At 52.1% G+C, this 12349-nt stretch carries 14 protein-coding genes; 3 read left to right on the forward strand and 11 right to left on the reverse strand.

Annotated elements, in window-relative coordinates:
- The first annotated feature begins 45 nt into the window (after positions 1-45).
- Entirely contained in the window at positions 46-801 is a 756-nt protein-coding gene (ulaR, locus tag FCH32_RS09465) for an HTH-type transcriptional regulator UlaR (protein ID WP_096758569.1), read from the forward strand.
- On the opposite strand, the gene yjfP is transcribed toward ulaR, so the two are convergent.
- A complete protein-coding gene (gene yjfP, locus FCH32_RS09470) occupies positions 798-1547 on the reverse strand; it encodes an esterase (protein WP_115259609.1) in 750 nt (249 codons plus the stop codon). The two genes, ulaR and yjfP, sit on opposite strands and share 4 nt — an antisense overlap.
- Positions 1548-1729: 182 nt before the next feature.
- Here yjfP and bsmA point away from each other — a divergent pair, with 182 nt between their 5' ends.
- Positions 1730-2059, forward strand: coding sequence for a biofilm peroxide resistance protein BsmA (gene bsmA, locus FCH32_RS09475; protein ID WP_135912686.1), 330 nt, complete (start codon positions 1730-1732; stop codon positions 2057-2059).
- Positions 2060-2206: 147 nt separating this feature from the next.
- Positions 2207-2482: a DUF1471 family protease activator YjfN gene (yjfN, locus tag FCH32_RS09480; RefSeq protein WP_135912687.1), complete on the forward strand. Its 276-nt coding sequence runs from the start codon at positions 2207-2209 to the stop codon at positions 2480-2482.
- Between the two features lie 85 nt (positions 2483-2567).
- Here the strand turns inward: yjfN and FCH32_RS09485 are convergent, their stop codons facing one another.
- The 10 genes from FCH32_RS09485 to nsrR form a co-directional block, all read right to left on the reverse strand.
- Positions 2568-4190 carry an isovaleryl-CoA dehydrogenase gene (locus FCH32_RS09485; RefSeq protein WP_174360804.1) on the reverse strand — a complete coding sequence of 541 codons (1623 nt, stop codon included), beginning with the start codon at positions 4188-4190 and terminating at the stop codon, positions 2568-2570.
- Positions 4191-4274: 84 nt separating this feature from the next.
- Positions 4275-5441, reverse strand: coding sequence for a glutathionylspermidine synthase family protein (locus FCH32_RS09490; RefSeq protein ID WP_174360805.1), 1167 nt, complete (start codon positions 5439-5441; stop codon positions 4275-4277).
- A 2-nt stretch (positions 5442-5443) separates the two neighbouring features.
- The gene (locus FCH32_RS09495; protein ID WP_117342427.1) at positions 5444-6085 is read right to left on the reverse strand and encodes a DUF1190 domain-containing protein; all 642 of its coding nucleotides are present in this window, start codon (positions 6083-6085) and stop codon (positions 5444-5446) included.
- Positions 6086-6094: 9 nt separating this feature from the next.
- On the reverse strand, positions 6095-6493 hold the full coding sequence (locus FCH32_RS09500) for a DUF350 domain-containing protein (protein ID WP_096758576.1): 399 nt from the start codon (positions 6491-6493) through the stop codon (positions 6095-6097).
- 17 nt (positions 6494-6510) lie between these two features.
- Positions 6511-7170 carry a YjfK family protein gene (locus FCH32_RS09505; RefSeq protein WP_096758577.1) on the reverse strand — a complete coding sequence of 220 codons (660 nt, stop codon included), beginning with the start codon at positions 7168-7170 and terminating at the stop codon, positions 6511-6513.
- A 58-nt stretch (positions 7171-7228) separates the two neighbouring features.
- On the reverse strand, positions 7229-7927 hold the full coding sequence (locus tag FCH32_RS09510; RefSeq protein ID WP_153880283.1) for a PspA/IM30 family protein: 699 nt from the start codon (positions 7925-7927) through the stop codon (positions 7229-7231).
- 15 nt (positions 7928-7942) lie between these two features.
- A complete protein-coding gene (locus tag FCH32_RS09515) occupies positions 7943-8347 on the reverse strand; it encodes a YjfI family protein (RefSeq protein WP_174360806.1) in 405 nt (134 codons plus the stop codon).
- Between the two features lie 122 nt (positions 8348-8469).
- Positions 8470-9201, reverse strand: a complete 732-nt coding sequence (rlmB, locus tag FCH32_RS09520) for a 23S rRNA (guanosine(2251)-2'-O)-methyltransferase RlmB (protein ID WP_096758580.1) — start codon at positions 9199-9201, stop codon at positions 8470-8472.
- A 73-nt stretch (positions 9202-9274) separates the two neighbouring features.
- A complete protein-coding gene (rnr, locus tag FCH32_RS09525) occupies positions 9275-11737 on the reverse strand; it encodes a ribonuclease R (protein ID WP_096758581.1) in 2463 nt (820 codons plus the stop codon).
- 38 nt (positions 11738-11775) lie between these two features.
- Positions 11776-12201 carry a nitric oxide-sensing transcriptional repressor NsrR gene (nsrR, locus tag FCH32_RS09530; RefSeq protein WP_096758582.1) on the reverse strand — a complete coding sequence of 142 codons (426 nt, stop codon included), beginning with the start codon at positions 12199-12201 and terminating at the stop codon, positions 11776-11778.
- Positions 12202-12349 lie beyond the last annotated feature (148 nt).

The raw sequence follows: 12349 nt of genomic DNA on the forward strand, positions 1-12349 counted from the left end.
ATTTCAAATATCATCTTTTCAAATCAATTTGTATCGGAATAGCTCATGACTGAAGCACAAAGACATCAAATATTGCTGGATATGCTGGCGCAATTGGGCTTTGTTACCGTTGAGAACGTGATTGAACGTTTGGGAATCTCACCCGCCACAGCGCGCCGGGATATCAATAAACTCGACGAAAGCGGCAAGCTCAAGAAAGTCCGTAACGGTGCAGAAGCCATTACCCAGCAGCGCCCGCGCTGGACCCCAATGAATCTGCATCAGGCGCAAAACCACGACGAAAAAGTGCGGATTGCCAAAGCCGCTTCCCAGTTAGTGAACGCAGGTGAAAGTGTAGTGATCAACTGTGGATCAACGGCGTTCCTGCTTGGCCGCGAAATGTGTGGCAAACCGGTGCAAATCATCACCAACTACCTGCCGCTGGCGAATTTTCTGATCGACCAGGAGCATGAAAGCGTGATCATCATGGGGGGACAGTACAACAAAAGTCAGTCCATCACGCTGAGCCCACAAGGCAGCGAGAATAGCCTGTATGCCGGACACTGGATGTTTACCAGCGGTAAAGGACTGACCGCTGACGGACTGTATAAAACCGATATGCTCACCGCGATGGCTGAACAAAAGATGCTTAACGTGGTCGGCAAACTGGTGGTGCTGGTCGATAGCAGCAAGGTCGGTGAGCGCGCGGGCATGCTGTTCAGCCGTGCCGATCAAATCGACATGCTGATTACCGGCAAAAATGCGAACCCTGAGATCCTGCAACAGCTGGAAGCACAGGGCGTGACTATTCTGCGCGTTTAGAGGTGTTGGCGGAAAAACGCGACTGTCGCCGCCAGCGCTTCTGGCGTGATGCGATGCCGTACGCCTGCTTCCCACAGGCAGGTCAGAGAGTTGTCCAGACCTGCCTGGATTAGCGCCTGTTGTAAGCGGAAGGTTTCCACTGCCGGCACCACGTCGTCATCCTGGCCATGCCACAACAGCAACGGTCTGTCGGCAAGGCGCTCCAGTTGATGCGTTACCTCCCAGTCAGCCAGTGGCGCGACAATCGCATCAAATTCCGCCTGCTGCTCCGTCGTCTGTACCAATACTGGCGGAAAAAGCGTATGGGCAAGTCGGGTAAAATAGCCCGATCCCATCAGGCAGGCTGCACATTTCACCTCGGGATGGCGCGCCATAATGCCCAGCGTTGTCATGCCCCCCATAGATGCCCCTGCCACGGCAAGACGTTCATCCAACAGCCAATTTTCAGCCACCAGCGCCGCACGTAACGCCGTAAATTCCTGCATGTTTTGCTGCAATATCTGCCAGAAGCGGTGCATTCTTTCCTGCGCATTACCGTGGAAGCGCGTGCCATGATCGGGCGCATCGGGCATGATGACCCGAAACCCGGCCTGTGCCAGTGCAACGGCAAAATAGCTGTAGACCAGACTGGAAGAGGTAAACCCGTGATAGACGATAACGCAGGGGAGTGAAAGGTCGTGTTTATTCGTGGGAAATGCGTGCAGGACAGGGATCCCCGCCAACTGTCGTGTTTCAATTTCTATCATATGTCGCCTCTTTTTTTCTGGTATGCCATGGCGAAATACTTAACGCAAGTGAATGTGTGCGGCAATGATTCATAATGTTGAGAACTGGGTTACGCTTTCGCAACATTTTCATTCGAAAATCGCGTGAGAGATAACAATTCGGGAACATTCCCCCTAAAGGGAAATTAATAAGGCACTACACTATGGCTATCAGGAAACGAGATAGAGTTATGCGTCGGTTTGCCTCTTTGATGCTGGTGATGATGTTAAGCGCCTGTAGCGTGCTGCAGGGCACGCCACAACCGGCACCGCCCGTCGCCGATCACCCACAAGAAATCCGCCGTGACCAGAGTAATGGGTTACAGCGATTGGGGGTTGTGAGCGCGTTGGTAAGAGGTTCTCCAGATGATGCGCTGGCAGAGATCCGCGCCAAAGCCGCTGCGGCTAAAGCTGATTATTACGTTGTCTTATTAGTCGATGAGACCATCGTAACAGGCCAATGGTATTCACAAGCCATTTTGTATCGTAAATAACATTGGGTTGAAATTTAGTCAGTTTTACATTGCTTTGCGCCCCTATGCGTTTTCCTGTGCACAATAAACCAACAGCAGGGAGCTGGAGGTTTATTCTCGCGATGGAATGCCCTGCCACGTGTAGGGGTACGAATAATGGAGCTGACGATGAAACAATCACTAGCCTTATCCTCACTGCTGCTTTCTGCTGGAATGGTGGATACCACGGCACAGTCTGCCGAGTTCGCCAGCGCTGACTGCGTAACGGGTCTCAACGAAATTGGCCAGATATCTGTCAGTAACATTGCGGGAAATCCGCAGGATGTGGAGCGTGTTGTGGCGTTAAAAGCGGATGAGCAAGGTGCCTCATGGTACCGGATTATTCAGATGTACGAAGAACAGCAGCCCGATAACTGGCGCGTACAGGCCATACTTTATGCATAACAGATTGCCGGATGGCGTAAACTTATCCTACCTACAACGAACGTAGGCAGGATAAGACGCGCCAGCGTCGCCATCAGGCATATTATTACCGTAATCCCCCCGTTGCCCGCAGTAGCAAATCATTCTGTACCTGTTCAGACAACTTCATCCCGCCGCGCGTATCCAGCATCATCTGACACCAGGCCTGCGCCACGGGCGGAGACGCATAACGCAACATCTGCGTCCCGCAGCCGAGCAGGAACAGTTGCTGGGTAATTTCCCGTCCCAGCGCTTCACTGGGTTTGTGTAAATGCGGCTGTAGCTTACGCACCATTCGATCGTAATGCCTGTCTTGCCCTTTGACCTCGGCAAAGGCCTCGCTGAGCATGTCGACCATACCAGGTTGTTTCGCCAACACCCGCAACACATCAAGGCACATGATGTTGCCAGACCCTTCCCAGATGCTGTTGACCGGCATTTCACGGTATAAACGCGGCAGCTCACTCTCTTCGCAATAGCCTGCACCGCCGAGCACCTCCATGGCCTCTGCAACAAATGGCATACCGCCTTTGCAGATGGAAAACTTGGCTGCCGGGGTGAATAACCGGGCCCACAACGCTTCTTTCGCATCCGTTCGACGATCCCAGGCCCGCGCCAGGCGAAACAGTAGCGCGGTTTGACCTTCCAGTTGAAGCGCCATGCGGCTTAATACCTGTCTCATCATCGGTTGATCAATCAACGGCTTGCTAAATACCTGGCGTTGATGCGCATGATAAATGGCGACAGAAAAAGCGCGTCGCATCATACTGTGGCTCCCCAGCGCACAGTCAAAACGCGTCATGCCGCCCATTTTCAGAATATGGCGAATACCTTCACCTTCTTCTCCCAGCAACCAGCCCATCGCGTCCTGAAATTCAACCTCACAGCTGGCATTAGAGCGATTGCCTAGCTTATCTTTCAGGCGCTCAAGACGGATGGAGTTACGCTGGCCATCAGGTAAAAATCGCGGCACAAAAAAGCAGGATAAGCCGCCTCTGGCCTGCGCCAGCACCAGATGGGCGTCACTTTGCGGTACCGAGAAGAACCATTTATGCCCCACCAGCCGATACGCGCCATCCGCCAGCCGTTCTGCCTGAGTGGTATTGCTCAGCACATCCGAGCCACCCTGCTTTTCCGTCATCCCCATACCAATCAGCAGGCCGCGTTTTTGCCCGCCGGGCAGAAGATGAGAATCGTAGCGATCGCTACGCAGCGGCGTCAGCCAGTCATGAAATTGCGAAGGTAACATCTGGAGTAACAACGGCGTAGCGGCAAAGGTCATGGTCACCGGGCATAAGGTTCCCGCTTCCACCTGTGCATGCAGCATAAAACGTGCAGCTCGGGCAACAAACGTTCCCTGCCGCGCATCCTCTTCCCAGGCAAGATTATGCACGCGGTTGGCGCACAATCCCTGCATCAGTAAATGCCAGGCGGGATGAAAGCGCACATCATCCAACCGCTGCCCCTGCGGATCGTATCGCAGCAATTCAGGCGGATACGCGTTAGCCAACCTACCCAGTTCAAGCGATTCTGCAGTGCCTAATTGCTGACCAATACTGGCGAGGAGATCGCTATCCCAGGCAGCGCCTTCGCGGTTGACTGCTTCACACAGTGCTCCATCCGATAGGTATAAGTTGCTGTTATTGAGTGGTACAGGTTGGTTAAAAACGGTATGCGTTTGCCAGTGCATTGTGTCTCCCTCCATCAATGGCCATCGCCTTAAGTATGGTCAGAACCACACTCTCTGCGAAGGAGGGAGATCACAAAAGTACGTTTAGCCAGCAATGTAATGAGGAATAAACCGAGAAGTATCTTTCGTAATCAACGTATTGTCTTCACGGATCCCCATGCCGCAGGCTTCATCGTCGACGATCCAACTACCAATCAGCGTGTAGCTATCGCCAAAACGCGGCAGCGGCTGAAACGCCTGATAGATCATCGGTTCTTCTGCGTAGTCGCCATCAGCATGTTCAACAATCTGCTGCTGACCATTAAAAATGGTGACGTTGCCCCCCTCACGGGAAAATATCGGTTTGCGTACATAGCTTTCGCCGGGTGCAATTTTTGACGTTTCACCTTCGAACCAGGCTGGCAGGAGGTTTGGATGGTTGGGGAAGTATCGCCACAGCAGAGGCATCAACCCTTTGTTACTGAGCACGCTCTTCCACAGTGGTTCGACCCACTGTTCCCGGCGATGACGTAGCAACGGACCGTTATCGTCACGCATCATCCACTCCAGAGGATAGAGCTTAAAGGCGCGACGAATGACGTTGTCATCAAGATCCGTCAGCACACCGCCGACGCCAAGCCCCAGATCCTCAACATAAATAAACCGCGACGCTTGACCTGCCTGCTGCGCACAATCCTGCAAATACAGCACGGTGGTGCGATCTTCGTCGGAATCTTCGCAGCAGCAGAAGTAAAACGGCTCCGGACTGTAAAGCTCACTAAAACGGGCGATCAGACGTTCCTGGATAGCGTTGTACTGGTCAGTGTCCCGCGGGATCGCCCCACTGCGGCGAGCATCTTCCAGCCATAGCCACTGGAAATACGCCGACTCGTACAACGACGTTGGTGTATCAGCGTTGTATTCCAGCAGCTTGACCGGCGCATTGTTGCCACACCAGACAAAATCCATTCGCCCATACAGCGAAGGATCGCGATTGCGCCAGCTCTCAGCAATAACATCCCAATACAGTGGGGGGATCGCCAGTTGCTGGAGGATCTGCTCATCCTTAACCGCCCGCTCAACGACGTCCAGACACATTTGATGCAACTCAGCAGTAGGCTTTTCGATCTGCTCTTCAATTTGCCGTAGCGTAAAGCGATAAGCCCGGCTTTCATCCCAGTAGATTTCGTTGTCGATAATGTGAAAATCAAAACCATGATCGTAGGCGATCTGGTCCAGATCCTGCCGAACAGGAATACCATGTCGTAACATCGTTAGCCTCCCCAGTGCCCGCGCGCGCTGGACGAACGCCCGTAACCCCCGCGAGAAACCGTCGAGACTTTCTTCGTCGTGTAGGCATGCGTCGTGGCGGTATCGTTTTTTCCGCTACCGGAACGCCAGGCATAGTCGCCTGAGGTCGTACGCCAGACGGGGCGGGAAACGTATGATGAGCCGCCACTGCTGTAAACATACTGCTCGTCACGATCTTTGCGAATCACCCGACTGAGCAAAAAACCGGTAAACACCGGCACCCAACTCTGATCGGTGCTATCGAGGTAGCAATCGCCAAACTGGGTCTGACAACTCGCCTTACTTAATTGCGTTGGCACTTTGCCATAGAACTCTGTCTTGGCATTGTTCCAGCCGTCCGCACACACGGTAGCGGTATTACCGTCATCAATACATTCGCTCACCGTGGAGTAAAACCGGCCGTCGCCGTCGTTGTCCGAGCCTGTATCATCCCCGCATCCCTTGAGGATAAAAAATGCTGCGCCGCCCATAATCGCCAGCGTCAGATACTTTCCACTGTAGCGACTGCGTTTTTTCTCAAAGGGATTCACCGGGCGATTCATTCGGGCGATCGCCGAATGACCTGTTCCCAATTTCTTTTGTCCGGATTTACGTTTTCTAGCCATGATCGTCCATTACCATGTCATACAGGCGGCATTAAAAATCCCGCCAGCCAGCGCAGCGGTTCCCATAAACAGTCCCGCAGCGGTGTTGTGGTTAATAATTTTTTCACTCAATGCTGGCATATATAAGCGTACACCACCGTAGATAATAAGCTGTATCACCAACGCAATACCGCCCCAGGCAAAATAATCAGGAATACTGACCGCGTTGATTGCTGCGCTGGATAAAGGAATAACGTAGCCTAGCAGCGTGCCGCTAAATGCCAGCGAGGCTGCCGTATTGTTATTTTTAATCAACTGCCATTCATTGTGCGGTGTTATCTTTGAATAGATAATAAGAAAAATTATCACCATGGCCGCACCAATAAAAAAATAGGCACAAAAGGCCAGTAATGATTCCAGGATATGCATTGTTTTCGTCCCTGACGTTAACCAATAATATTAAGAGATGTTAATGGGATATCGACACCCAGCGCCCGTGAGAATATCCACTCTGGCTCGCCTTGCTCATTAAACGACTCTTCGCCGTTCAACAGCAGATATTCCCAGGTATCTGCTGTTACCTGTCGTTGGTAGCCCATGGTAAAGTTATGCACTTCCCACTTTGCATGCTGCTGATTCTCGACCTTTTCCAGCATGTAGACTGGCTCAATATTCCCCGGTTCTTCGTCATTAAAAAAACGCTGCCAGTGCTGACCCTGCCAGAAAAGCGCTGGCATGCCGATCTCTGCCGGGCTAATGGCGGACTGCCAGTGTTTTTTCTGAGTTAAGCCATAGCTTTCTTCATACACAAACAGTTTGATATCGTCGATATCATCCATATCTGACCCGCCGGTGGTATTGATTTGCAGAAATTCCTCGCCCGAGGTGTAGTAGCGGAAAATCTGGCTTCCACCGCCCAAATTAATATGGCTGATTGCCGCAACGGTATACTCCTCGCCGGGCAACACCACCAACAAATCCTCTTCTAACAGGCGAAACGCCAGTGTGTCGAGCGTAAACCCTGCGCTCAAATGTAGGCCCAATGGGCCACGAACGGGCGTAGCGGCCTCTGCAGTGCCAAATATACGCTGTAAAAAAGTCGACATCGTTATCCCTTACTAACCTGCCAGCTAGCAATCTTTGCGGGCAGGCTTTGCCGTATAATTACTCGCCTTGCTGGCGTTGTAGTCGCGCCAGCACATCCTGGGCAGAACTTTTGTTGGCAGCGCCAATGCCGACTTCAGCCAGTTTCTCGTCCAGATTACGTCCGTCAGCCACTTTCTCCAGCTGTGTTGCCGCATCCAGCCGGGCCTGTCGCTCTGCCTGACGTGTTTGCAGACGTTTAAGTGACTCTGCTGCCGTCGATACGCTGGAAGAAGCCCCGACTGTAGATGTAGTCACGGCCTGTTGAGCGCGCTGCATCGCTTCCGTTGCCTTAACCACCTCAAGCTGCTGTTCAAACTGGGCAATCCGCTGGCCCGTTGCGGTAACGGCCTTTTCAACGCCATCACGTGAGATTTCTAAGTTAGTAAGCACTTGCTGTTCAGCCGCAATCACGTTCTCCAGACGCGCGATCTCTTCGGCGACTTCGTTAATTAACGACGGATTGACGTTTTTACTTAGCGCTTCCAGCGCCCGCGCTTCAAGAGTGGACTGACGTTCGCGCAGATCTTTCAGTTTGTCATTGCTCAGTTTCACGCGTGCCAACAGGTCAACTCGCGATTTCCCGGCTTTTTCCAGTTCATTTCTTGCGTCACGAATGTGTTGCTCCAGCATTCTGACGCCCTGTGCTTCTTCGATTGACTCTTCTGCCTGAGAAAGCACAGATTTGCCGAGGGTAAACAGGCTTTTCAAGATTCCCATCAACAGCGTTCCTTGTTATTTGTGAGTATATTCTTCAGTGATTTCCGCCAGATCTAGCGCGTTATCCACGAGCGTTGTCATTTCAAGCACCACGTCCTCTAATGTGGAGTTCAGCGACAGCGCACCAAATGCGACGTAGTATTCATCCTGCCGCACACGAGAAATGCCTACAGACGACAGTGGAAGCAGCTTTTGATTGCGTAATAAGAAAAGATTAAATGCATCCTGATGCTGAATATTATTCACTGGGCAAATAACAGTTTCGATAATCATCTGGCGGGAGGTAAATAGAATACTGAGAAGTAAGTCTCCATAATCATTCATTTTAATAATCAATGACTGCTCATTACTTATAATATCTATATTTAAACCATGAGAATTAGTGAGCGCTTTAGTCAGCACCTGCGGGGTCCATGCCATATATAAATCCTGTATGTTATACTTAAATAAATATAAAAATATTTTCCTTCTCTTATTAGAATATCAGTTTTAGATAAAAAAAAACCATCCGAAATTGGATGGCTTTTTCTGAAAATTAACGTTTATCCACGCTGGCGGACGGCCTCAAACAAGCAAATCCCCGTCGCAACAGAAACGTTAAGCGATGAAACGCTCCCCGCCATCGGAATACTGATCAGCTCATCACAATGTTCGCGGGTCAGACGACGCATACCTTCGCCTTCTGCGCCCATCACCAATGCCAGACGACCGGTCATTTTACTCTGGAACAGAGTATGGTCCGCTTCACCGGCGGTTCCGACGATCCAGATATTCTCTTCCTGCAGCATACGCATGGTACGTGCCAGATTGGTCACGCGGATCAGCGGTACGTTTTCAGCAGCACCGCAGGCTACTTTTTTCGCCGTGGCATTCAGCAGCGCAGAACGATCTTTCGGTACGATAACCGCGTGCACACCGGCAGCGTCTGCGCTACGCAAGCAAGCACCAAGGTTGTGCGGATCGGTGACACCATCGAGGATCAAAAAGAACGGTTGATCAAGTGAGGCAATCAGATCCGGCAGATCGTTCTCCTGATACTGACGACCCGGTTTCACGCGGGCAATGATTCCCTGATGAACTGCACCCTCACTTTTCTCATCCAGGAACTGGCGATTCGCCAACTGGATGACAACACCCTGGGCTTCCAGGGCATGGATCAGCGGCAGCAGGCGTTTGTCTTCACGCCCTTTGAGAATAAAGACCTCCTGAAAGCGCTCAGGCGCACGCTCAAGCAGGGCCTGCACCGCATGGATGCCGTAAATCATTTCACTCATGAATGTACTCGTTAAGATAGTTTAAGTGTAACGCCGGGCAACGCGTGGTCGCCCGGCTTACGGTTTATGGCTGTTATTGCGCGACGTTCTTTTTCGCCGCGCGCTTGGCTTTGGTGGCGGCCGCGATTTTAAGCGTTTTTGTCGAGGGCTTTTTCGCTTTTTTATCGCCTTTTTTCTCAGCCGTTTTTTTATCCGCCTGAGGTTTAGCTTTGCCTTTTTTCTCGCCGCGGAATGCGCTATCCGGTTCGAAATTCACCTTTTTTCCCGCCTGACGACGTCGGCCGGTGCTTTTACCCGTATCGCCTTTCTTCGCCTTTTCACGCGCAGTTTTACCCTCGTTGCGCGGGGCACGTTCGCTGGAGATCAGGCTAAAGTCGATTTTACGCTCGTCCATGTTGACGGCTTCCACACGCACTTCGACGCGATCGCCCAGGCGATACATCTGACCGCTTGATTCACCGGTCAGGCGTTGCCCAACCTGATCGAAGCGATAGTAGTCGTTATCCAGCGAGGAGACATGCACCAGGCCGTCAATAAACAGTTCATCCAGGCGGACAAAGAAGCCAAAACCGGTCACACTGGCAATGACGCCTTTAAAGACATTACCGACCTGATCCAGCATGAAGTCACACTTCAGCCAGTCAGATACATCGCGCGTAGCTTCATCAGCACGACGTTCTGCCATAGAACAGTGCTGACCCAGTTGCAGCATCTCTTCCATCGAATAGTGGTAGCCACCGGTTTCCGTGGTATTGCCTTTGTGGCCCTGCTCCTGCGCCAGCAGATACTTGATCGCACGGTGCAAAGAGAGGTCCGGGTAACGACGGATCGGCGAGGTAAAGTGGGCATAAGACTGCAGCGCCAGACCAAAGTGACCGCGGTTTTCGGGATCGTAAATCGCCTGCTTCATCGAGCGCAGCAGCATAGTTTGCAGCATTTCTGCGTCAGGTCGATCGGCAATCGACTCCAACAACTCGGCGTAATCGCGCGGCTCAGGTTTGTTGCCGCCCGGCAGCTCCAGTCCCAACTCCGCCAGCACGGAACGGAAGGAGGTAATCGCTTCAGTCGTCGGCTTGTCATGGATACGGAACAGTGCCGGCTCTTTGGCTTTCTCAACAAAACGTGCCGCTGAGATGTTCGCCAGGATCATGCACTCTTCGATCAGCTTGTGTGCGTCGTTACGCTGAGTCTGCTCAATGCGTTCAATACGGCGTTCGGCATTGAAGATAAACTTCGCTTCTTCGCTCTCAAACGAGATACCGCCGCGCTCTTCACGGGCTTTATCCAACACTTTGTAGAGATTGTGCAGCTCTTCAATGTGTTTCACCAACGGTGCGTATTGCTCACGCAGTTCCTCATCACCCTGCAGCATGTGCCAGACCTTGGTGTAGGTCAAACGCGCGTGGGAGCTCATCACCGCTTCATAGAATTTGTAGCCCGTCAGGCGCCCTTTCGTGGAGATGGTCATCTCACAAACCATGCACAGCCTGTCTACCTGCGGGTTCAGCGAGCATAACCCGTTGGAAAGGACTTCCGGTAGCATCGGTACAACCTGCGACGGGAAGTAGACGGAAGTCCCGCGGCTGCGCGCTTCCTGGTCCAGCGGGGTAGGCGGACGCACGTAATAACTGACGTCAGCGATAGCAACCCACAAACGCCAGCCACCGCCGCGTTTCTTCTCACAGTAGACTGCGTCATCAAAGTCACGCGCATCCTCACCATCAATTGTCACCAACGGCAAATCACGCAGGTCAACACGACCGATTTTGGCCTCTTCCGGTACTTCTTCTTTCAGCCCGGCGACCTGTTTAACGACTGCATCAGGCCAGATATAAGGGATTTCGTGCGTACGCAGGGCCATATCAACGGCCATGCTGGTACCCATATTGTCACCCAGCACTTCAACAATTTTACCCACCGCTTTAGTGCGACGAGTCGGGCGCTGGGTCAGTTCAACCACCACCACGAAGCCCATGCGGGCGCCCATCACCTCTTCTGGTGGGATCAGGATATCAAAGCTGAGACGGCTGTCGTCCGGAACGACAAAACCTACGCCCGCATCGGTAAAGTAACGACCGACAATCTGACTGGTTTTCGGCACCAGTACACGCACAATACGCGCTTCGCGGCGGCCTTTACGATCCGCGCCCAGCGGTTGCGCCAGTACCTGATCGCCATGGATGCAGGTTTTCATCTGCTCACTCGAGAGATACAGATCGTCTTTACGTCCTTCGACGCGCAGAAAGCCGTAGCCATCACGGTGGCCAATAACGGTACCTTTCAGCAGGTCAAGACGCTCCGGCAGTGCGTAACACTGCCGGCGGGTGAAGACCAGTTGCCCATCACGCTCCATCGCGCGCAGGCGGCGACGAAGCGCTTCGAGCTGCTCTTCGCCTTCAATGTTGAGTTCAACGGCCAGCTCATCGCGGTTGGCCGGTTTTTCACGTTTAGTTAAATGTTCGAGGATAAATTCCCGGCTCGGGATGGGATTCGCGTATTTTTCTGCTTCGCGTTCCTGGAAAGGATCATGTGACATCGAGGTTCCTCCATTGTCAGCTCTGATGAAGATTTTCGTCACTCCACCAGCAATAATTTATATAGCGGTTGATTCTTTTCAACCAAATCAGCAAGTGTGTAGTTGTCCAGTTCCGTGAGAAAACTTTGCACTGCCTTAGAAAGCGCCTGTTTGAGTCGACAGGCAGGGGTAATGTGGCAAAACTCGCTGCTGCAGTTGACCAACGTCAACGGCTCCAACTCGCGGACCACATCACCAATACCAATATCCTTTGCCGCTTTGCCCAAGCGGATACCGCCATTTTTTCCACGGATAGCAGTAACGAAGCCAGCCCGGCTAAGTTGATTAATTATTTTGACCATATGATTACGGGACACGCCGTAGACTTCTGTCACCTCAGAAATACTGGTCATACGTCCTTCGGGTAGCGACGCCATGTAGATTAGCGCACGTAATCCGTAATCGGTGAAACTCGTTAACTGCACATCAACCTCTGGAAAAAGGATAAAACGGATAAGCCTGGTAGTATTAATTATATTGATGATAAACCAGCCACCAGCCAGGTCGCTAATTTATTTCAATTCGGGAAGGAAAAAAGCGAGGAACCTACATGATTTTAAGCCAGATACTGAT

This window comes from Citrobacter gillenii, from assembly GCF_013337685.1.
Lineage (GTDB): Bacteria > Pseudomonadota > Gammaproteobacteria > Enterobacterales > Enterobacteriaceae > Citrobacter > Citrobacter gillenii.